The organism is Cellulomonas sp. HD19AZ1 (assembly GCF_004535805.1).
In the GTDB taxonomy this organism is placed as follows: domain Bacteria; phylum Actinomycetota; class Actinomycetes; order Actinomycetales; family Cellulomonadaceae; genus Cellulomonas; species Cellulomonas iranensis.
The window spans coordinates 424816-447617 of sequence record NZ_SPHX01000004.1; the positions used below are offsets into that span (position 1 = coordinate 424816).

Annotated in this window: 11 protein-coding genes; 7 read left to right on the top strand and 4 right to left on the bottom strand. The window is 73.7% G+C overall.

The features are described 5' to 3' along the window. The first annotated feature begins 235 nt into the window (after nt 1-235). On the top strand, nt 236-1837 hold the full coding sequence (locus tag E4A51_RS10635) for a methyl-accepting chemotaxis protein (RefSeq protein WP_134851715.1): 1602 nt from the start codon (nt 236-238) through the stop codon (nt 1835-1837). 118 nt (nt 1838-1955) lie between these two features. On the opposite strand, the gene E4A51_RS10640 is transcribed toward E4A51_RS10635, so the two are convergent. Next, on the bottom strand, nt 1956-2567 hold the full coding sequence (locus E4A51_RS10640; RefSeq protein ID WP_046529792.1) for a TetR/AcrR family transcriptional regulator: 612 nt from the start codon (nt 2565-2567) through the stop codon (nt 1956-1958). Nucleotides 2568-2741: 174 nt separating this feature from the next. Here E4A51_RS10640 and E4A51_RS10645 point away from each other — a divergent pair, with 174 nt between their 5' ends. From E4A51_RS10645 to E4A51_RS10660, 4 genes are all read left to right on the top strand, one after another. Continuing rightward, the gene (locus tag E4A51_RS10645; RefSeq protein WP_134851716.1) at nt 2742-8486 is read left to right on the top strand and encodes an RHS repeat-associated core domain-containing protein; all 5745 of its coding nucleotides are present in this window, start codon (nt 2742-2744) and stop codon (nt 8484-8486) included. Between the two features lie 785 nt (nt 8487-9271). Further along, nucleotides 9272-10123: a hypothetical protein gene (locus E4A51_RS10650; protein ID WP_134851717.1), complete on the top strand. Its 852-nt coding sequence runs from the start codon at nt 9272-9274 to the stop codon at nt 10121-10123. 166 nt (nt 10124-10289) lie between these two features. Continuing rightward, nucleotides 10290-10622, top strand: coding sequence for a hypothetical protein (locus E4A51_RS10655; protein WP_134851718.1), 333 nt, complete (start codon nt 10290-10292; stop codon nt 10620-10622). A gap of 126 nt (nt 10623-10748) precedes the next feature. Continuing rightward, entirely contained in the window at nt 10749-12854 is a 2106-nt protein-coding gene (locus E4A51_RS10660; protein ID WP_134851719.1) for an alpha/beta fold hydrolase, read from the top strand. An 876-nt stretch (nt 12855-13730) separates the two neighbouring features. On the opposite strand, the gene E4A51_RS10665 is transcribed toward E4A51_RS10660, so the two are convergent. Both E4A51_RS10665 and dcd read right to left on the bottom strand, forming a co-directional pair. Continuing rightward, complete coding sequence (locus E4A51_RS10665; protein ID WP_134851720.1) at nt 13731-14882, bottom strand: hypothetical protein; 1152 nt, start codon at nt 14880-14882, stop codon at nt 13731-13733. Beyond that, nucleotides 14882-15457: a dCTP deaminase gene (gene dcd / locus E4A51_RS10670; RefSeq protein ID WP_134851721.1), complete on the bottom strand. Its 576-nt coding sequence runs from the start codon at nt 15455-15457 to the stop codon at nt 14882-14884. Before dcd ends, E4A51_RS10665 begins: the two co-directional genes overlap by 1 nt. 139 nt (nt 15458-15596) lie before the next feature. Here dcd and E4A51_RS10675 point away from each other — a divergent pair, with 139 nt between their 5' ends. Continuing rightward, nucleotides 15597-16841, top strand: a complete 1245-nt coding sequence (locus tag E4A51_RS10675) for an MFS transporter (RefSeq protein ID WP_167748899.1) — start codon at nt 15597-15599, stop codon at nt 16839-16841. After that, on the top strand, nt 16838-19435 hold the full coding sequence (locus E4A51_RS10680; protein ID WP_134851723.1) for a LuxR C-terminal-related transcriptional regulator: 2598 nt from the start codon (nt 16838-16840) through the stop codon (nt 19433-19435). The genes E4A51_RS10675 and E4A51_RS10680 overlap by 4 nt, the downstream gene beginning before the upstream one ends. 125 nt (nt 19436-19560) lie before the next feature. On the opposite strand, the gene E4A51_RS10685 is transcribed toward E4A51_RS10680, so the two are convergent. After that, the gene (locus tag E4A51_RS10685; protein WP_134851724.1) at nt 19561-22749 is read right to left on the bottom strand and encodes a DUF11 domain-containing protein; all 3189 of its coding nucleotides are present in this window, start codon (nt 22747-22749) and stop codon (nt 19561-19563) included. Nucleotides 22750-22802 lie beyond the last annotated feature (53 nt).

Here is a 22802-nt window from a genome sequence, read left to right on the forward strand (position 1 = left end):
CGGGCTCCGTCGCACCGGCGGCCCGGGGGACGGGCAAGCGTCAGGGTGCCACGGCCGGGCGCGTCGTGCGGGCGGTGGTGCGCGGGCCGGTCCGGAGCCTCGGAACGCCCCACGTCCCTGACCTGCGCAGACGGTGCGCCGACCCAGTCGTGGGACGAGATTTTGATCGAACGCTCAAATCACGGCGAGGCCGCCCGATGGTGAAGGAGACCCGTCGTCGATCGAGGAGCACCCGATGCCCGACCTGCCCGCCACGAAGAAGAAGACCTCGTGGAGCTGGTTCGTCGACCGTCCGCTCGGGCTCAAGATCGGCGCGTGCCTCGCGCTCCTCGCGCTCGTCGCCGTCGCGGTCGCGGGCGTCGCCACGGCGCGGATGCAGGCGCTCGCCGCCGCGCAGACCGCGCTCGAGTCCGAGTCGATCGACCCGCTGCGCGACGTGTCGAACCTCCAGCGCGCCTTCACCGCGGTGCGGCTCGCCAACGTCCGGCTGCAGGTCAACACCGCCGACGAGCGTCCGGCGACGCGCGCGAAGATCGCCGAGGAGCGCGAGACCGTCGCGCGCGTCCAGGCCGACGTCGCCCGCGACAACCCCGACCTCGCGCAGCGGCTCACCGCCGCGACCGAGCCGTACATGGTCCTCACGGACCGCTACCTCGACATGGTCGACGCCGACGACCCGCGGGCGCGCGGCTACGCCAACCAGGACCTCGCGCAGCAGGGCGTGGCCGCGGACGCCGAGATCGCGACGGCCGTCGAGGAGCTCAACGCCGGCGCGGTCGAGAGCACCGCGCGCAACGTCGCGCTCGTGCGGACCTCGGTGCTGGTGCTCTGGGGCGTCGTCGCGGGAGCGCTGCTGCTGGTGAGCGTCGTCGCGGTCGTCACCGTGCGGCGCGTCCTGCGGTCCGTGCGCGGCGTGCAGGACGCGGTCGTCGCGATGGCGGCCGGCGACCTCACGGTCGAGGCGACCGTCTGGGACGACGACGAGCTGGGCCGCATGACGGCGGCGCTGACCGAGGCGCAGCGCGCGCTGCGGCAGACGCTCGCCGGGGTCGTCGAGGGCGCGCAGACCGTCGCCGCGGCGACCGAGCAGCTCTCGGCGTCCTCGACGCAGGTCGCGTCCGCGTCCCGCGAGACCGGTGAGCGCGCCGGGTCGGTGGCGGCCGCGGCCGAGCAGGTGTCGCGCTCGGTCCAGGCCGTCGCCGCCGGTGCGGAGGAGATGGGCGCGTCGATCCGCGAGATCTCCCAGAACGCGTCCGAGGCCGCGCGCGTCGCCGGGCAGGCCACGGACGCCGCGAAGACGACGAACGAGCAGGTCAGCCGGCTGGGCGAGTCGAGCCAGGAGATCGGCAACGTCGTCAAGATGATCACGAGCATCGCCGAGCAGACCAACCTGCTCGCGCTCAACGCGACCATCGAGGCGGCCCGCGCCGGCGAGGCCGGCAAGGGGTTCGCGGTCGTGGCCGGCGAGGTCAAGGAGCTCGCGCAGGAGACCGCGAAGGCCACCGAGGACATCGCGCGGCGCGTCGAGGCCATCCAGGGCGACACGACCGGCGCCGTCGACGCGATCGGCGACATCTCGCGCATCATCGCGGCGATCAACGACTACCAGCTCACCATCGCCTCGGCCGTCGAGGAGCAGACCGCGACCACCGCCGAGATGTCCCGCTCGGTCGCCGAGGCCGCCACCGGGTCCGGTGACATCGCCGGCACCATCACGGGCGTCGCGACGCAGGCGTCCTCGACCAACGAGGCCATGGACCAGGTCGCGACGGCCGTCGCCGAGCTGGCCCGGATCGCGGCGGACCTGCGGGCCCGCACCGCACGGTTCACCTACTGAGCCGACGACGGTGCGAGGGCGTCTGCACCCATCCCCCCCCGCGGGGCGTCCTCGCACCGTCGTCACCCCGCGCGGGTGCGCCACGCCGCCTGCGGCGCTCGTCCTGCTCGCGCCAGGGTCAGGCGGCGCGCGTCTCGAGACTGCTCATGGCCAGCGCCATCGCCGCGATCTCGGCGCGCACGCCCGCGTCGTCGCGCGTGCACAGCCACGACGACACGATCGCCGAGCCCTGCGACACCAGGGCCCGCGCGACCACCTCGACGGGCAGCGCCCACGTCGAGCCGCGCGCGGCCGACCACCGCTCCACCAGGTCCGTCGCCGAGGCCAGCAGGCGCTCGTACGTCGTCCGGACCCCCGCGGGGCCCGCGCGGCGCAACGCCGTCACCGTCAGCTCCGCGACCATGAGCTGGTACGCCTCGTCGCGCTGCACGTGCGCCAGGTACGCCAGCAGCGCCGACTCCACGCCCTCCCGGACGCCCGCCGCCTGCTCGACCGTCTCCCACACGTGGCACAGCGTGATCGACAGCTCGCGGTCGATCAGCGCACCGATCAGCGCGTCCCGGTCCTCGAAGTAGTAGTACAGCGCGCTCGGCCGCACGCCCGCGCGCGCCGTCACGGTGCGGGTCGTCACGGCGGAGAGACCGCCCTCGCGGATCACCGCGACCGTGGCGTCCAGCAGCTGCTCGCGCCGCTCGGCCATGGTGCGGTGCGGCTGGTGCTGGCCCGCCACCTCAGTACCTCCCCAGCCCCTGCGGTGTCCGGGCGTTCGAGGCCCTGAGCCTATGCTCCGCCGGGAGCGCTCCACGTGCGATCGGGGGGTGGTTCCACCCCTGCGCGGGAGCGGTCACCGCTCCTGCCGGCTCGACCCCACGGGACGGTGCGACGCGCGGCCTGCGGGCAGCCGATGAGCCATGCCGACCTCACCTCGTCCGAGGCGCGCGACCGCGACGACGGACCGGGGCGAGTTCCACGACCGTCGAGCATCGGGGTGACGTGGCCCGAACGGGTGAAACAACCGCTTGCCGTGCACGGGACGCCGCTTCTGTGCCGATACGTCGCCAAGGCTCGGACGCGCCGAGCCCAAGGGGGCGGTACCGGCATGTCGCAGCGGACATCTCTCACGCGGGCGCTGTGGTCCGCGGTGGTCGTCGCACTCGTGGCCACGATGTCCGCGACGCTGGTCGCGGCACCCGCGCACGCGGACACGCAGGCGTGGGCAGGCGAGGTGTCGTTGTCGGTGGATCGTACGGATCTGCATTCGGGGTCTCGTACGGTGCAGCTGAACGTGAAGACGTCGATTCCGTTGCAGAAGCCCTACCAGCTGAGCGTGTACGACAGCTCGGGGGTGCTGGTTTGGGCTTGCGATGCTTCTTCGTCTTCCACGTGTCGTCCGAGCGCTGGTCCGGTAGATTCCACTTTCTCGCGCACGATCGCGGACTATGACGGTCGATCGTTCACTGCGTATGTCGCGAAGGATGCTCCCTCGATGGGCGTGCCGGTCGATGACGTGCGCTCGACGGCGAGCACGCCGGTGGTGACCAATGTCGGGTGGGTCGGATCGGTGTCGTTGTCGGTGGATCGTACGGATTTGCATTCGGGGTCTCGTGTGGTGCAGCTGAACGTGAAGACGTCGATTCCGTTGCAGAGGCCCTACCGGCTGAGCGTGTACGACAGCTCGGGGGTGCTGGTCTGGGCTTGCGATGCTTCTTCGTCTTCCACGTGTCGTCCGAGCGCTGGTCCGGTAGATTCCACATTCTCGCGCACGATCGCGGACTATGACGGTCGATCGTTCACTGCGTATGTCGCGAAGGATGCTCCCTCGATGGGCGTGCCGGTCGATGACGTGCGCTCGACGGCGAGCACGCCGGTGGTGACCAATATCGGTTGGGTCGGGTCGGTGTCGCTCAAGGTTGATCGAACCGCTCTCGACTCAGCGAATCGAGAGGTGTTGCTCGAAGTTGAGACATCGATTGCGATTCCGTCGCCCTACCGTGTGACCATCTACGACGACGCGGGAAAGCTCGTGATGAACTGCGGGCAGGACTCTGATTCAACATGGTGGAGCAACGGGTGCAGGCCGAGCGCGACGACGCCGTTCAAGCGCGAAGTCAAGGTCGTCGTCCCGGACTACACTTCTCGAACTTTCACCGCGTACGTCTCAAAGGATGCCCCTGGTCTCGGTCCGTCGGTCGATGACGTGCGGGCTTCCTCCACGGCTCCAACGGTCACGAACGTGGGTTGGGTCGGTAGCGTCAGTGTCGATGCGAGGCGCATCGACGACTATTCGGACGGTTACTCGCTCCAGTTGACCGTTAAGGCCACGATGCCTGTTGTCGCGCCATACAGGGTTGTCATCTATGACAACACCGGGGCGATCGTCAAGATCTGCGGGTGGGATCGCGAGTCGGGATGGTCGTCCAATGCCTGCAATCCGAGCACCACGCGTCCGATGAACGAATCATTTGGTCTTCGGGTCAACGACAAGAATCCGCGGTCGTACGTCGCCTACCTTGCTCGTGACTATCCGTCGCCCGGTTACCCGGTGGACGACGTCCGTGCGATCTCGGGCGTGTACGCGTCCTCGGCTCTGGGTCCGACGGCACCCGGTGAGGTCTCCGGTGGCTCCAACCCGTCGCAGTCGTGCTCCGACAGGTGTCACGGCGACCCCGTGAACAGCAGGACCGGAGAGTTCTGGGAGTCGGTCACCGACCTTGCTGGCGCTGGTCCGGCGCCGGTAGGCGTGACGCGCACCTATGCCGCGAGCCGCGCTTCGACGGACGGTCCTCTTGGTCACGGGTGGACCTGGCCGGCCGACATGCGGCTCGCGGCGGATGATGCGGAAAAGGCGGGCACCATCGAGGACGCAGCCTTCGTCTCCGTCACTCAGGAGAACGGCTCGATCGTCCGGTTCGCGCGGCTTCCGGATGGGTCGTACGTGGCGCCGGGAAGAACGCTCGCGACGCTCGAGCGCGCGTCCGATGAGACGTTCCGGCTCACGAGGCGGAGCGGGCCGTCGTTCATCTTCGACGGTGCCGGGCGTCTGCGGTCGGTCACCGACAGGAACGGCAACACGGTCACCTACGAGCGGGACTCGTCCGGACGTCTCGTCTCGGCGAGCGGCACGAGCGGCGGTTCGCTGACCTTTGCCTGGTCCGAGCAGCGCGTCACCGAGGTCACGGATCACCTGGGGCGGGCCGTTGTCTACGGATACTCGGCGGCCGGCGACCTGACGAGCGTCAAGGGGCCCGACGGTTCGACGACCTCCTACGAGTACGACAGCGCGCACCGTGTCGTCGCGCTCACCAGTGCGACGGGCGGGACGACCCGGAACACGTATGACGCTTCCGGGCGGGTCGTCAAGCAGATGGATCCGTTGGGGCGCGAGCTCGCGTTCGCCTACGCCACAGGTCAGACGACCGTGACGGACCCATCGGGCATGGTCACGGTCGAGAAGTACACCGACGGACAGGTCGTCTCCGTGACGAAGGGCGCCGGGACGCCGCTCGCGGCGACGACGACCTTCACGTACGGCCCGACCAACCAGGTGGAGTCGACGACCGATCCGCTGGGCCGGGTCACCCGGTTCACCTACGACGCGCGCGGCAACCGCACATCCGTCACCGACCCGTTGGGCCGCACGTCCACCACGACGTACGACGCGTTCAACAACCCGCTCGTCGTGACGAACGCCGCCGGTGAGGCGACGACGTTCACGTACGACGAGCGTGGCAACCCGCTGTCGATGACGGACCCGACGGGCGCGGCGACGACGTTCACGGTCAACCCGGACGGCACGGTGGCCACGGCGACGGACCCGACGGGCGGGGTGACGACGTACACGTACGACGCGCACGGGTTCGTCGCGTCCTTGACTGGTCCCGACGGCGCCGTGGTGACGACGGTGCGGGACGCGCTGGGCCGCGTGGAGGCGTCGACGGACCCCCGCGGTGCCGCTCCGGGCTCCACCGTGGGCGAGTTCACGTCGACGTTCACGTACGACGCCGCCGGGCGTCGCCTGACGTCGACCGACCCGTTGGGTGCGGTGGTGGCCTCGGCGTACGACGCGGCGGGCCGCCCCACGAGCGTCACGGACGCGACGGGCGCGACGACGACCACCGAGTACGACGCGGCCGGGCAGGTCACGGCCGTGGTCGACGCGGCGGGTGCCCGCACGACGTTCACGTACGACGGCGCGGGGCGTGTCACGTCGGTGACGGACGCGGCCGGCACGGTCACCGAGACCGCCTACGACGTGCTGGGCCGTGCGACGGCCGTGACCGACCCGCTGGGCCGGGTCACGCGCACCGAGTACGACGCGGGCGACCGGGTCGTCGCGACGGTGAGCCCGTCGGGCGCCCGGACCGCGTACGCGTACGACGACGCCGACCAGCTCCTGACGGTGACCGACCCGAAGGGCAAGGTCACGACGACGACCTACGACCGCGCGGGTAGGCCCGTGACGGTCACCGACGCCGACGGCCGGAAGGTGACGACGTCGTACGACCGCGCCGGGCGCCCGGTGAAGGTGCTGCGGGCCGACGGCAGCGCGCTGCTGTGGGACTACGACCCGGCGGGCAGGGTGACGGCGACCGTGGATGCGGCGGGGGAGCGGACGACGTACACGTACGACGCGGCCGGCCGACGCGCGTCCGCGACCGACACCGCGGGGCGCACGACGACGTTCGGCTACGACCCGGCGGGGCTCCTGACGTCGCTCACGCAGCCCGACGGCGCGGTCACCACGTACGACCACGACGCCGCGGGGCGTCGCACGGCGACCGAGTACTCCGACGGCACACCCGACGAGTCCACCGTCTACGACCTCGCGGGCCGGCCCACCGCGGTCACGGACGGCAGCGGGACGACGACGTACGCCTACGACGCCGTCGGTCGTGTCACGCGCGTCGCCCAGGGATCGACCGAGGTCGGCTACGCGTGGGACGCCGTCGGGCGGCTCACCGACCTCACCTACCCGAGCGGTGAGCGGGTGCGTCGCGCCTACGACGCGGCGGGTCAGCTGACGACCGTCACCGACTGGGCGGACCGGGTGTTCACGTACGCCTATGACGCGGACGGTCTCACCACCGAGGTGGCGTACCCGAACGGCGTCACGACGGACGTCGACCGGGACGCCGTCGGGCTGGCCGTGGCGATGACGACGTCCGCGAACGGCGTCGACCTGCTCGAGCTCGCCTACGGGTACACCGATGCAGGCCTGCTGGCCGACCAGACCACCACGCGCTCGACGCAGTCGCGCGCGCCGCCCGCGGCGGCGAGCACGAGCAGCACGTTCACGTGGGACGGCCTGGCGCGGATCTCCGAGGTCGAGGGCCACGGCGCCGGGGTGTTCGCGTTCGACGCCGCCGGGTCGGTCACGACGCTGGCAGACGGTCGCACCCTCACCTACGACGCGGCGCGCCAGCTCCAGTCGCTGACCGCGCCGGCCTCCTCCCCGGGCGGGGACCCGTCGACCACGACGTACTCCTACGACGCCCGCGGCAACCGCCTGACCGCCACGACGGGCTCCGGTGACGACGCGTCGAGCGTCGAGCACGTCTACGACCAGGCCAACCGCCTCACGTCGGTCACCACGGCCGACGGCACGGCGACGTCGTACACCTACGGGCCCGGTGGTCTGCGGGCTACCGCGACCACGGGCACGGCCACCGAGCACTACACGTGGGACACCCTGGCCGGCGTCCCGCTGCTGCTCGCCGACGCGATGTTCGCGTACGTGTACGGCACCGGCAGCGTCCCCCTGGCGCAGGTCGACCTGGCCGACGGGGACGTCGACTACCTGCACACCGACACGCTCGGCTCGGTCCGCAGCACCACCGACGCGATCGGCGCGGTGACCTCCGGCGCCGACTACGACCCGTACGGCCGGCCCGAGGCACCCACCTCTGACCCGACCGCTCAGGTCACGCGCTTCGGCTATGCGGGGGAGTACACCGACCCCACGGGCTACCTGTATCTGCGGGCGCGCTACTACGACCCCGAGTCGGCGCAGTTCCTCACCCGCGACCCCCTCGAAGCCACCACCGGCAACCCGTACGGGTACACAGACGGCAACCCGCTTCAACATGTCGACCCACTCGGCTTGATCGACTGGGGGGTTGCCATTGGAATCGGTGTGGCGACTGCCCTCGTGACGGGCGCGGTACTTTGCGTCGCGAGTGTTGCATGCGCTGCAGCCGTCGGGATCGGTGGCGGACTCGCGCTCGCGGGTGGTGGAGTGGCGGCCGGTGCCACGACCTCGGTGGCGACGATCGCGACCACCTCAGTTGCGGCTGGCGTATCGATGACGTCGGCATCGATCATGCTGCAAACTGCAGGCGAATCGGGCTCGCACGCCTCGTCAAGCGCCAGCGGCCGCGACTGTTCCGGCGCCTCCCGGGATCAGAGCGGTGGCCGCGGATACCAGGCTCGCGGCGAAGCTGCAAAGTTCGATCTCGATGAGATTGCGGAGATGGTGCGTAGCCACACTCTCGACGCCTCTAATCAGAGGCCAGGCATTGACCGTATTCTGCAAGCGCTGCAGAAGGGCAGACAGACGCGCCTCGAAGGTCGGACGCAACTGGATTTGGGAAACGTCCGCGTGATTGTTAATGAGTCCCAGCCGTGGCGAAGCACTACCTTCTATCGATGAGGAGACTAGATGAGATCGGAAGCATTTGTGGATCATCGGGTAGAGTTTCCAAACGATAAGGGGTATCTCCGTCTCGGGGAGTTCGTCGACGGCTACTCGATGCATGTCGGAAAGTTTGAAGAGCGCAGTCAGCCCACGGATTGGGGCGCTGGAGATTTCGTGGCGACGCTTTATCTGCGAGATAGGCTCGAACGTGTGCTCGGTCAAGTTCCGCCAGGCGTGCGGGACGAGCTCGTAGCCGAGCTCAACGTTCTAGACCGGAGGCTCCAAGACGCGACAGAGGAGGATCGAGGCGGAAGGGTGTTGCGCAGCGCAGGGGAGGTGCGTCCGAGGTCTGCATGGTGGTGGTGGCGGCTCCCGGTGGTCGATCCAGCGCGAGAAGAGTTCTTTCGCGACGAAGTGCGGTGACACCCTATGTGACATGTGTCTCGTGCCGGTTGGTCGATCGGTCGCTCCTTTGTAAAGGCTACCTTGGCCACGGCGATAAGGTGCGAAAGTCCGATGTTTGGTGATCATCTTGTGAGCCGCGCCAGTCGATCTGCCGGGCCGTCTCAATCGTCGATGGCGCGGTCGGCGGTATGCGTGCAGTGCATCGAAAGCGGGGCTCGTGCCTCGCTGCTTGCGCGCCGCTCTCCGCGTGGATTTCACGCTGGACGAGATCTGCATCGGCATGGTGGTGTGACCCGAAGAAAGATGCCGGCGCCGTGCACCGTGGGGGACGTCAACGACCGGCCATGGATCTTCGCGCAGATGCGCAAGCACGGCCACGCGTCTCGAGAGGGTTGATGACGATGCTGTTCGAACGCCTTCAGGGTGCGCCGGTCGACGGTGCGCTCGTGTACGACGCGCCGGCCAACTCGTTCGTCTTCCAGGGGTGGCGCGCGGCCGGCACGGACGATGACCGGGCGACGGGGCTCGCCGCGTTGACGATCGGCACCCTGCAGCTCCACGTCGGCGTCGCCAGCGGGCGCGTCTACTTCGTCGACGGCTACCACGAGGTCCGGTCTCGCTGGTCGTCGGCAGTCGTCCGGCCTCCGGAGCCGCGACCGGGCGTCGTCCGCGTGCATGGCGGGGGGGAGGTGCTCTCGGGGGTGGGGTACACGTTTGCCCCTGGCGGTGCCTGGCTGACCTCCGTCGACGAGGTGAGCGGCTGGGTCCTGGTGGCCGACCCGTCGGGCCCGCCTGCTCAGGACGTCGTCCTCGTGGCGGCGGGCACGGTGCTCGGGCTCGCCGAGGGACGGCTGGTGGCGCTCTGGCTCCGCCCGTCGGCGTGGGGCGAGGCCGACGCGGACCCGTCGGATGTGCGATGGAGCAGGGTCTCCTTGTCACTGACGACCCGTCTGCGCGCGCAGGTGGCGCGCCCGCCCGGGTTGTCGGTGGCGTTCGACTGGACCAACGGGGTAGCGAGCCGAGGATTCGACTCGTCCGACCTGCTCGACCACCAGCTGGACGAGGCGGCGCGCTTCCTCGTGACGTGCCGAGACGAGATCGACAGCGTGCCCGCCGTGACGAACGCGTGCCTGCTCGTGAGCGTCACCCCGCGGGTCCCGCAGGACAGCCTGTTGTTCCCAAGGGCGCTGCTGAGAGAGCTGGCGCGGATCAGGTGCGAGCTCATCCTGGACACGCACCTGGGCTGATGCGTACCGCACGCTGTCATCGGCGACGACCGGGGCGTCGGTCGCAGGAGTTCGAGGAGCAGCGCGTGCACCCTGGTGAGAACGCCCCGCCCGTAGAAGGGTGTGGCGACGTCGCAAGAACCGGCTGCGGTGAGCTCGTGTTCACCGAGAGGTAGGTGGTGTGGCGATGACGGATCAGTTGTCGGTGGAGGCGCTTCGTGACGCGATCTCGCGGGTTCTTGACGCAGTCGTCCGATACGGCGCCGACGGCCCCGATCTCGGCTTCGACTACTTCTGGACGATCATCGACCCCAGGATCCTGGACGACCCCGCGAGGCTCCAGCCCGAGCCGACGGTGGCGCAGGTCTCCGAGCTGCTGGAGCGTCTGAGAGACCCTTCCTTCGGGGAGAGCGATCATCTTCCGTCTCTCGGGACGGAGCTGCGCTGGCTGGCAGAGCTGCTCAGTGCCCTCGCGGCCCACCTCGAGCAGGGGCGCTGGTCGGAGGTCGATCCTCGCTGACGGCGACGCCCGTCGACTCGGGCGGCGACCGCTCGCTCGCCGTCCGGTTGCGGCACCTGTCCACGTCCGTGCGCGGTCCGCGAATCCACCAGCCCCGCGTCGCACCGGGATGGTAGGACGGTAGCCATGACCACCACCCCCGGCGGGGACACCCCCACGCCCTTCCACGACCTCGACGCGTACGTCGCGCTGCCGCGCCTGTCCGGGCTGGTCCTGTCGCCCGACGGCGAGCGCCTGGTGACGGCCGTGCAGACCCTCGACCGCAAGCGCACGTCCTACGTGACCGCGCTGTGGGAGGTCGACCCGCACGGCGAGCGGCCCGCGCGCCGGCTGACGCGCTCGGCGAAGAGCGAGTCGTCGGCCGCGTTCACGCCCGCGGGCGACCTGCTGTTCACCAGCGCGCGGCCCGACCCGGACGCGGACGGCGACGAGGACCCGAAGCCCGCGCTGTGGCTGCTGCCGGCCGACGGCGCCGAGGCCCGCGTGGTCGCCGACCGCGGCGCGGGCGTCGGCGGCGTCAAGGTCGCCTCCGACGTGCCGACCGTGCTCGTCGTGTCGGACGTCCTGCCGTCCGCCAAGGACGACGCGGACGACGAGCGGCTGCGCAAGGAGCGCAAGGACAAGAAGGTCGCGGCGATCCTGCACACCGGCTACCCGGTGCGGTACTGGGACCACGACCTGGGCCCGGCCGTGCCGCACGCGTTCGTCGGCACGGTCGGTGCGGACGTCGCGGCGCCACGCGCCGGCGAGCGCGACCCGCGCGTCGAGCTCACCGACGTCACGCCCGACGCGGGCGTCGCGCTGCGCGAGACGCAGCCCGAGCTCAGCCCCGACGGCCGCACGGTCGTCACGGCGTGGAACCGCCCCGCCGCGCGCGGCGACCTGCGCTCGCTGCTCGTCGCGGTCGACGTCGCGACGGGCGAGCGGCGCACGCTCGTCGACGACGCGGACGCCGACCTGGGCCACCCGCGCGTCTCGCCCGACGGCCGCTGGGTCGCCTACGCGCGCGAGAGCCTGTCGTCCCCGCACCAGGCCCCGACGGTCGAGCTGTGGGTCGTGCCGTCCGAGGGCGGCGAGCCCCGCCGGCTCGGCGCCGACTGGGACCGCTGGCCCGCCGACTTCGTGTGGCTGCCGTCCTCCGGCGGGCTGCTCGTCGTCGCCGACGACGACGGCCGCGCGCCGGTGTTCCACGTGGAACTGACCTCGGGCGCCGTCACGCGCGTCACCAGCGACGACGCCGCGTTCTCCGACGTGCAGGTCGCCCCCGACGGCGCGACGGCCTACGCGCTGCGCACGTCGTACGCCGCGCCCGCGCACCCCGTGCGCATCGACCTCGCCGCCGCGCTCGCGGGCGGCCCCGTCGCCGCGACGCCGCTCGTGTCGCCCGCCGCCGACGTGCCGCTGCCCGGCCGGCTCGAGGAGGTCGTCACCACGGCCGCCGACGGTCAGCGCGTGCGGTCGTGGCTCGCGCTGCCCGACGGCGCCGGCCCCGACGCCAAGGCCCCGCTGCTGCTGTGGATCCACGGCGGCCCGCTCGGCTCGTGGAACGCGTGGTCGTGGCGGTGGAACCCGTGGATCCTCGTCGCGCGCGGCTACGCCGTGCTGCTGCCCGACCCGGCGCTGTCCACCGGCTACGGCCAGGACTTCATCCAGCGCGGCTGGGGCGCGTGGGGTGCGGCGCCGTACACCGACCTCATGGCCGCGACCGACGCCGCGCTCGAGCGCGACGACGTCGACCCCGAGCGCACCGCCGCGATGGGCGGCTCGTTCGGCGGGTACATGGCCAACTGGGTCGCCGGGCACACCGACCGGTTCCGCGCGATCGTCACGCACGCGAGCCTGTGGGCCCTCGACCAGTTCGGACCCACCACCGACGCGTCGTTCTACTGGCAGCGCGAGATGACCCCCGAGATGGCGCTCGAGAACTCGCCGCACCGGTTCGTCGGCGACATCGTCACGCCCATGCTCGTCATCCACGGCGACAAGGACTACCGCGTGCCGATCGGCGAGGGCCTGCGCCTCTGGTACGAGCTGCTGTCCGCGTCGGGCCTGCCCGCCGACGACGAGGGCCGCACGCCCCACCGGTTCCTGTACTACCCGGACGAGAACCACTGGGTGCTCACGCCGCAGCACGCCAAGGTCTGGTACGGCGCCGTCGAGGCGTTCCTCGCCGAGCACGTCCTGGGCCGCACGGGCGACGACGCGGTCGCGTACCCCGAGGTCCTGGGCTGAGCCCGGGCCTCACGACGCCCTGACGACGACGGCCGGCGCACCCGAGCAGGGTGCGCCGGCCGTCGTCGCCGGGACCGGCCCCGACGGGGCGCGCCTGGAGCCCGGCACGCGACAAACCCGCAGGTCACGGCGGTCGATGACGGTGCCCAGGGGGTAGACAGTCGCGCGACGGGAAACGTATGCTGGGCAGCGCCCTGGGAGTTGATCCCGGTGGAAGACGAAGACCCGAGACCCTTCCGGACGGTTGTGGCGCTCGGGTCGACGCATGTCTGGGGTCAGACGGTGACCACCGACGAGACCAAGGGTTGCGCGCGACGTCTCCACTCCCCGCCCCTGGTCCACGCCCACGCGATGGCGTCCGGGACGGCGAGCAGCGGTTCCGCGCTCGCGTGAGCGTGCTCGTAGGCGAGGATGTCGCGGCACTGAAGACGCCGCACGAGCTCGAGCAGCTGTTGCTGGTCCCGCCTCGCCTGTCCACACCCTCGGCGGTCTCCAAGCACAGGCGGGTACCCGCGCCCGTGTCGACGACATCGTGGACCAGCCGCTCGAGGCACGCGCGTCGGCGGGTGATGTTCGACTTGTGGCCGGCCCCGGCCTCGTACAAGGTCGCGCTGCACCCCAGATCAGCCATGCGCTGCAGGATCAAGCGCCTTCGAGAGTCGGACTCCTTGACCATGTGCAGTCGACGCTGGCCGGGCTCGACGAGGCTCTTGACGCCACGGCGCGTGGCTGTGACGTCGTCCGGCATCACCACCGCCGCCACCAGCAGGTAGCCGCGACGCATGGACTCGTCGACCACGACATGTCGCACACCCATCGACATCTCGTCCTCTCAGCCGTCGCGAGAGACGAGCGGCCTCCGTCCCGGTGCGGTGCCTACAGGTCCGCCGGGTCCACCAGGAAGTCCGCCTCGTCGGCGACCTCGCCGCCCACGGCGGCCTGCAGCGCCTTCGCGACCTGCGCGACGAGCGGCGCCGAGCGCGAGCGCGCGACGCGGTGCGGCAGCGACGGCTTCTCCTGCTCGATCTGCTCGATCTCGAACGGCTCCCACCGCACGCGGTACGCGACCACGCCGTCGGTCGTCCAGGGCAGGTCCTCCATGAGCGGGGGCAGCTGCTCGCACGCGGCCACCTCGACCGCGAGCATGCCGTCCACGCCCAGGTCCACCAGCACGCCGAACGACTCGGACGGCGGCGGCGCCGCGAGCATCAGCTCGTCGAACGCGTCGGCCTCGGCCATGAGGCGCTGCCGCTCGTCGTCGTCCTGCACGCCGTGCTGCTCGAGCGCCGAGCGCAGACCCGACCCGCCCGACTCCGGGGCGCCGCCCACCGCACCCTGCGACGAGCGGCCCGCGAGCAGGGTCGGGCCCTTCCACGACCCGGGGATCGCCTCCGACAGGTACGCGCGCGGCTGCACGCGCTGCACCAGCTCGAGCACCGTCGCGGGCTCCACCCAGCGGTCGGTGAGCACCGTGAGGTCTGTCGACGCGTCGGGGTCGGGCGTCAGCACCGCGCCCGTCTGCGTGCGGACCGCGCCACCCAGCCGGCGGGCCGCCGCGACGAGCCACTGCACCACGCGACCCTCCTCGCGCACCGGCAGACCGTCCGGGAAGGCACGCTTGAGGCCGTCGCGGTCGCCGCCCGGGTACGGCCGCTCGCCGCGCTCGCGCGGCGTGTGCAGCACCCACACCATGACCGTGGTCGCCGGCAGCCCGAGCGCGACGGCGCCCGCCGCGTCCGTGCGGTACGGCCCGGCCAGCGTCGACAGACGCGCGAGCCGCAGCGCCCGCACGGGCGCCGCCTGCCGCCCGACCGCGCGGATGCCGAGCGCCGCCGTCACCGCGGGCAGCACGCCCGTGCGCGTCGGCGCCTCGGACGCGGGCGCGTCCTCCCAGCGCACGCCGCGGAACCGGCTCGCCGCCAGCACCTCGACCTCCTCGGGGGAGACCCCCGCGGGCAGCGCGAGCAGGTGCCGGTCCGCGAGCGTCGGGTCCTCGACGGGGAGCGCGGGCGCCTCGGCCTCGGCCATCACAGGTCCGTCCGGTGGAAGTTCTGCCACGACCGGGACGCGGTCGGGCCGCGCTGCCCCTGGTAGCGCGAGCCGTACTCCTGCGAGCCGTACGGGTGCTCGGTCGGCGACGACAGACGGAAGAAGCACAGCTGGCCGATCTTCATGCCCGGCCACAGCAGGATCGGCAGCGTCGCGACGTTCGACAGCTCGAGCGTCACGTGCCCGCTGAAGCCCGGGTCGATGAACCCCGCGGTCGAGTGCGTCAGCAGCCCCAGACGGCCCAGCGACGACTTGCCCTCGAGGCGCGCCGCGACGTCGTCCGGCAGCGTCACCTGCTCGTACGTCGCACCCAGCACGAACTCGCCCGGGTGCAGCACGAACGGCTCGCCCGCCTCCGCCTCGACGAGCCGCGTGAGGTCGGGCTGCTCGGCCGACGGGTCGATCACCGGGTACTTGTGGTTGTCGAACAGCCGGAAGAACCGGTCGAGGCGCACGTCGATGCTCGACGGCTGGACCATCGCGGGCTCGTACGGGTCGAGCACGACCCGTCCCTGCTCGAGCTCGGCACGGATGTCGCGGTCGGAGAGCAGCACGGGTGCGAGCGTAGTGGGAACCCGTGGGAACCGGTGAGAGCCAACGGACGAACCGGGCGCGGTGCACAGCCCGACCCGCGTCGCGTTCACCCGCACGGGCACGCCGACATGGACCGGTGTCCGGGTTAGCGTGGCGTGCGTGACCACGACGATCGCCCGCACGGTGCGCGTCGTGGCACCCCTGGCGCTCGTGCAGGCCGCGCTCGCCGCGTGCTACGCCGGCGTGGTCGTGGTGCTGCTGCCGCGGCAGGTCGCGCTGCTCGACGCGGCGTCGAAGGTCGAGAACCTCGCGCTCGTCAGCACCGTGTCGTTCGCGTTCACGGTGGCCGCGCAGCCCGTGGTCGGTGCGCTGAGCGACCGCACGCGCGGCAGGTTCGGCCCGCGCGTGCCCTGGATGGTCGGCAGCGCGCTCGTCGCCTCGGTCGCGCTGCTCGCGCTCGGCCGCGCGTCGTCGTTGCTGCTGCTGGGCGCGCTGTGGGTCGTCGCGCAGGTCGCGCTCAACGGCGTCGACGTCGCCGCCGCGGCCGTCGTGCCCGACGAGGTGCCGCCCGCACGGCGCGGACGCACGTTCGCGGCGCTCGGCGCGGCCTCGGTCGTCGGCGCCGCGGTCGCGGTGACCGGCATCGGCGCGGCCCCCGACGGCACCGCGGGCGCGTACGCGGCGCTCGGCGCGGGCGTGCTCGTCGCGACGGCGGTGTTCGTCGTCGTCGCGGGCGTGGCCCGGCCCCGGCCCCGCGCCGGTGCGCCGCGCCCGTGGCGGCGCCTGCTCGTCGACCCGCGCCGCGAGCCCGCGTTCGCGCGGGTGTTCGCGTCGCGGTTCGGGTTCGTGCTGGCCTACCAGCTCGTCTACACGTACCAGCTGTACGTGCTCACCGACCACGTCGGCCTCACGGACGCGCGCGCGTCGGTCGTGCTCGGCACCCTCACCGCGGTGAGCCTCGTCGCGGTGCTCGTCGGCGCCGCGGTCACCGGCGTCGGCAGCGACCGGCTCGGCCGCCGCACGCCGTTCCTCGTCGGGGCGTGCGCGCTGCTCGCGGTCGCGGTGCTCGTGCCCCTCGCGTGGCCCACCGTGCCCGGCATGGCCGTGTTCGCGGTGCTCAAGGGCCTCGCGTCGGGCGCCCACCTGGCGGCCGCGACGACGTTCGTCACGGAGGTGCTGCCCGCGGCGGGGACGTCGCCCGCCACCGACCTCGGCGTGTTCAACGTCGCGACCAACGTGCCGCAGGCGCTCGCGCCCGCGCTCGCGGGGCTCCTGGTGCTGCGGGCCGGCGGCTACCCGACGCTGTTCGTCGCCGCCGGCGTCGTCGCGCTGGCCGCGCTCGTCGCGAGCCGGCGCGCCGGCCGGGCCCCCACCTCCCCGACGCCCGAGCGGGTGACGACGTGACCGGCCCGCACGGCGTCACGGTGCACGGCGCGCCGCGCCTGCCGTCCTGGCTCGTGCCGCGCCCGCACCTCGTCGCCCGGGTCCAGGACGGCGGGCCCGTCGTGGTGCTGCGCGCTCCCGCCGGCGGCGGCAAGACCGTGCTGGCCGCCGAGTGGGCGCGCGCGACCGCGGACCGCGGCGTGTGGGTGCCGGTGCACGACGTGCGGGGACGCGCGTTCTGGGGGCGGGTCGTGCAGGCGGTCGTCGACGCGGGCCTGCCCGCCGACCACCCGTTCGCGGGCGGCACGACGAGCCTGCGCGAGGCGCACGACGCCCACGGTCACCTGGTGCGCGGGTTCACCCGGCTCGGTCCGCTCGTCCTCGTGCTCGACGGCGCCGACACGCTGGACGAACCCACCGCCACCGACGTCGTGCGGCTCGTCGAGGCCGTGCCCACCCTGCGGGTCGTCGCCGCCACCCGCTCCGCCGGCCCCCTCGAGGCGCCCGCGGCCCGGGTCCGCGTCGACGTCGACGTGCTCACGGGCGACGACCTCGCGCTCACGGTCGACGAGGTGGGCCGCGTGCTCGACGGCGACGACGCCGACCCCGGGCGTGCCGTGCGGGTCCACGCCGCGACCGGGGGGTCCCCGCTCGCGGTCCGGCTCGTCGCGCTCGCGGAGGGCGACCCCGAGCAGGACGTGCGGCGCACGCTCGAGCACGTCGTCACCGGCACGGTCGACCAGCTCGACGCCACGACGGCCGACCTCGTGCGCGTCACCGCGACCGCCGACGTCCTGACGCCCGACCTCGTCGCCGAGCTGGTCACCGGCGCGCCCGCGCAGGCGCGCGAGCGGCTCGACCACCTCGCCGCGCTGGGCCTGGGCACGTGGACCGACCCGGACCGCGGCGGGTTCGCCTACACGCCCGTCGTCCGCGACGCGCTGCGCGCGCGGCTGCGCCGCACCGACCCGGCCCGGTTCCGGCGGCTGCGGGCCCGGGTCGCGGCGTGGTGCGACGACCACGACCTGCCCGTCGAGGCGCTGCACGCGGCCGTCGACGCCGACGACCTCGACCTCGTGACGGCCGTCGCGCGGCGGCACTGGCGGTCCTTCCTGCTCGAGAACGTCGGCACGGTCCGGCCCGCGCTGCGGCCCGTGCACCTGCTGCGGCTGCGGCGCCGCCCGCTGCTGCTGTTCCTGCTGGCGCTCGGGCACAACGCCGACCCCGCGGGCCGGCTGCGGGCCGTCGCGCTGTTCGGCCTCGCCGCGGCGAGCGCACGCGTCGAGGGCGAGCGGACCCCGCCCGCCGACCGTGTGCTGCTGCGCACCATCGAGGTCGTCGCGCTGCGGCTCACCGGCCGCGGCCGCGCCGCCGCGCGCGCCGCCGCCGACGTCGTCCGCCGGGCCGACGCGCTGACGGAGGCGGAGCGCGCACGCGTCGCCGACGTGCTGCCGCACTCCTACGTGCACGCCGGCACCGCGTTCCTCTACGACGCGCGGGGCGAGCAGGCCGTGCACGCGTTCGAGCAGAGCCTCGCCGCGGCCACCACGCCCCCGGCGCAGCTCCCGGGACTCGCGCTGCTCGCCGGCACGCTCGCGCTCGACGGTGCGATGCCGCGTGCACGGCAGCACGTCGCGCAGGTGCGGGCCGGCACGTGGCCGGCGGGGCTCGTCGAGGGGTACGCGGGGGCGCCCTACCGGGTCGCCGAGGCGTTCCTCGCGCTCGAGGACCTCGACCCCGCGCAGGCGCAGCCGCACCTGGACGCGCTCGCGCGGCACCTGCCGACCATCGAGCACTGGCCGCTGATCGCGCACGCGCAGGCGTGGACCGACCTGCTGCGCGACGGCGCCGAGACGGCCCTGGCCCGCCTCGACGAGACCGTGCGCGTGCACGCGCAGCGCCAGCCCGCGCACCGGCCCGCGGCGGCGGGGCTCGACGCGACCCGCGCGACCCTCCTGGTCGCCGCCGGCCGTCCGCTCGCGGCGCTCGAGCTGCTGCCGCGCACGCCCGACGACCCGGCGTCCGTCGTCGCGCTGGGCCGTGCGCACCTGGCCGCCGGCCGACCCGAGATCGCCCTCGACACGCTCGCGCGCACCGGGGCCGTCCGCCGCCCCGCGCTGCGGACCCAGGCCGACCAGGCGCTGCTCGAGGCGGTCGCGCTCGTCGCGCTCGACCGGGCCGGGGACGCCGCGGCGGCCCTGCGGCGCGCGCACGCGCTGCTGACCGTGCACGGCCTGCGGCTGCCGCTCGCGCTGCTGCCCGCCGACGCGCGGCCCGCGCTCGTGGCGCTCGCGCGTGAGCACGGCCCCGCGGGCGCCGTCGAGCTCATCGACGTCCCGGCCCCGTCCGTGGTCCCGGCGGTCGAGGAGCTGCCGGCGCTCACGCCGCGCGAGGCGGTCGTGCTGCGGGCGCTGGCGCGCACGGGCTCGAGCGCGCAGATCGCCGCCGACCTCGTCGTCAGCCAGCACACCGTGAAGTCCCAGCTGCGGTCGCTGTACCGCAAGCTCGACGCGTCGTCGCGCACCGAGGCGCTCGCCGAGGCCGGCCGTCTCGGGCTGCTGCCCGGCGGCGGCGCCGGCCCCGACGGCCCGGCCCCTGACGCGTCCGACCGCTGACGCGTCCCGGACTCACGCACGCGGTGGGGCGCTCCGGGGGGAGTGCGCCCCACCGCGTGGTGGGTGCCCGCGCGCGGCGGCGCGGGCCGTTCGGGGCCTACCGGGTCACCGGCGGGCCGTCGGCGTCACCGCGTCGTCGGACGACGCAGCACGAGCGCGCCGGCGCCGGCCACGAGCAGCAGGCCCGCGAGCGCCGCGACGCCCCAGCCGCCCCAGCCCGTGACGGCCAGGTCCGGCGTCGGGGCGGGGGTCGCGGTCGGGGTCGGCGTCGGTGCGGGCGTCGGCCCGGCCGGTGCGTCGACGTACGTCACGCGCACGAGCGCCTCGGTCGGGTTGCCCTCGACGTCGGAGACCCGGTACCGCACGGGCGTCGGGTCGCCGCCGAACCCGGCGGCGGGCGTGAACGTGACCGCCCCCGTCGTCGGGTCGACGGTCCAGGTGCCCTCGCCGTCCACGACGAGCGTCGTGACCGGCTCGCCGTCGGCGTCGAGCAGCCGGACGGACGTCGGGTCGAGCGTGCCGCGGTCGTTGCCGACCACGTCGACCGTCACGGCGGTGCCGCGCACGTTGCCCTCGTCCACGTCGTCCGCGGCCTGCGGCAGGAAGGTCACGACGAGCCGGGCGCCCGTCGTGCCGCCCGCGGCGTCCGACACCTCGTACCGCTGGGGCGTCGGGTTGCCGTCGTAGCCGTCCTGCGGCGTGAACGTCACCTCGCCGGTCGTGGGGTCGACCGTCCAGGTGCCCTCGCCGGGGACGCGCAGCGTCGTGACGCGGTCGCCGGTCGCGGGGTCGACGATCCGCAGCGTCGCGGGGTCGAGGTCGCCCGCGTCGTTGCCGAGCGGGTCGAGCACGACCGGGCGGCCCAGCTCGTTGCCGTGCCGCGCGTCGTCGGTCGCCTCGGGCTGGTACGTGACCGTGACCTGAGCGCCCGTGGTGTCGCCGGTGGAGTCGGTGACGACGTAGCGCACGGGCGTCGGGTTGCCGACGTAGCCGTCCTGCGGCGTGAACGTCACGGCGCCGGTGGTCGGGTCGACGGTCCAGGTGCCCTGGCCGGGGACCTCGAGCGTCGTGACCTGGCGGTCGCCGTCGACGAGCCGCACGGTCGTCGGGTCGAGGTCACCGGTGTCGTTGCCGAGGACGTCGACGGTCACGGCGGTGCCGAGCGGGTTGTCGAGGTCGGCGTCGTCGGTCGCGTCCGGCACGTAGCCGACCGTGACGGTGGCGGCGACGGTGTCGCCCGTGCTGTCCGTGACCTCGTAGGTCACCGGGGTCGGGTCGACCAGGAAGCCGTCCTCGGGCGTGAACGTCACCTCGCCGGTGGTCGGGTCGACGCTCCACGTGCCCTCGCCGGGCACGACGAGGCGCGTCACGCGCTCCTCGCCGTCGACCAGCCGCACGCTCGCCGCGTCCAGGTCGCCCGTGTCGTTCGCGAGCACGTCGACCGTCACGGTCGAGCCGATCGCGTGGCCGAGCGACGAGTCGTCCGCCGCCTCCGGCAGGTACGTCACGACGACGACGGCCGTCGCGGTCTGCCCGTGGGTGTCGCTCACGCGGTAGGCCACGGGCGTCGGGTCGACGAGGAAGCCGGCCTCGGGCGTGAAGGTCAGCGCACCCGTCGTCGTGTCGACCGTCCACGTGCCCTCGCCGGGCACGACGAGCTCGGTGCCGAGGGAGACGCCGCGGTCGGCGTCCCAGAGCACGACGCTCGCGGGGTCGAGGTCGCCGCTGGGCGCGGAGTCGTTGCCCAGGACGGGGACGGTCACGGGGTCGCCGATGCGGTTGCCGCGGTCCTCGTCGTCGGTCGCGACCGGCGGGCCGATGACCGTGACGGTGCTGGTCGCGGTGTTGTCGTCCTGGTCGCCGCGGTCCACGACGCTCGCGACGTTGGTGAGCTCGGTGCCGGGTGCGTCGGTGACCTGCTGCGTGTAGACCACCGTGAGCGTCTCGTCGACGTCCAGCCCGCGCACGCCGTCGGCGGCGCCGCCCAGCGGGGCGAACGGGCGGGCGCAGGTGAGCGCCGCGGGCATGGCCGCGCCGGGCGTCGCGTCGCACACGACCGGGCCGCGCTCGAGCTGCTCGCTGCCGCCGCCGGTCACGGTCGCGGACGCGAACGTCGCCCCGGCGCCCGGCAGGGTGTCGCGGAGCACGACGACGTCGCCGCGCGTCATCGCCTGCGGGCCCGCGTTGCGGACGGTGACCGTCCAGGTGATCGTGCTGCCCACGGGCGCGAGGTCGGGCGACGCGGCGGGCGCGCCGTCGACCACGGCGGTCTTGGTCACGGCCAGGTCGTACGCGCACTCGACCCAGTCCAGCGTGATGGACCCGTTCGCGCCGTTGCCGGTGCCGGTCTGGCGGCCGGCCGCCGTCGACGTCACGTCGCGCGCGGTGGCGGCCACGACGCTCGAGCCGCCGCCCCCGCCGCCGCCGGCCACCGTGGTCAGGCCGTTGTCCTGGTTCTTGATGGTGGTCGACGCGCCGCCACCGGCGCCGAAGACACCGGCGCCGCCACCGCCGCCCGCGTCGTAGTTGGGGTCGGGCGCGCCCGCTCCGCCGGTGCGGCCCACGCCGGGCAGCCCGGCGAGCGACGCGGTCGGGTGCGTGCCGCCGGCCCCGGGCGCGGTCGTGCCGCCGCCCTTGCCGCCGCCGACCGTCGGGCCGCCCTCGAACCCGTCGGTGCCGTCGGCGCCGGGCGCGACCTGGCCGGGAGCCGCGGGCAGACCGGCGTCGCCGCCGAAGCCGTCGGTCGTGACCGAGTGGCCGCCGCCGCTGCCGCCGCCGCCGCCCGCGAGGACCGCGATCGCGTCGTCGTCGGTCCCGCCGAGGCGCAGGAGGCTGAGCCCGCCGCCGCCCGCGCCGCCGTGCTCCTCGGCCGCCGTGCCGCCGGCGCCGCCGCCGCCCACGCCGCCGGCGCCGCCGGCCGCGCGCACGTTGGCCCGCCCGCCGCCGCCGACGCTGCCGCTGAACGCGGTGCCCGGCAGCACGTCGAACGTCGCGGTGATCGCGGCACCGGCGCCGTTGGACCCGACGCCGCCCGCGCCCGCGGCCGACCGGCCGCCGGCGCCGCCGACGACCGTGGCGACGACCGAGCAGACGCCGTCCGGCACGGTGCCCGCGACGGTGTCGCCGACGGCGAACGCGCTGGTCGCGGCCGCGGGGGCGGGGTCGGCCGACGCGGGTGCGGGCAGCACGAGGCCGAGGCCGCCGCCGAGCGCGAGGCCGAGCACGGTGAGCGTGGTGGTGGCGGTGCGGCCGTGGCGCGGGCGGGTGGCCTGCGCGTGGCGCGCCGTGCGGGCGGGGGGTTGCCTCAGGGGCACGGATCCTCCAGGGGTCGTCCGGGCGTGCGCCGACGGCGCGGTCCGGTGAGCGG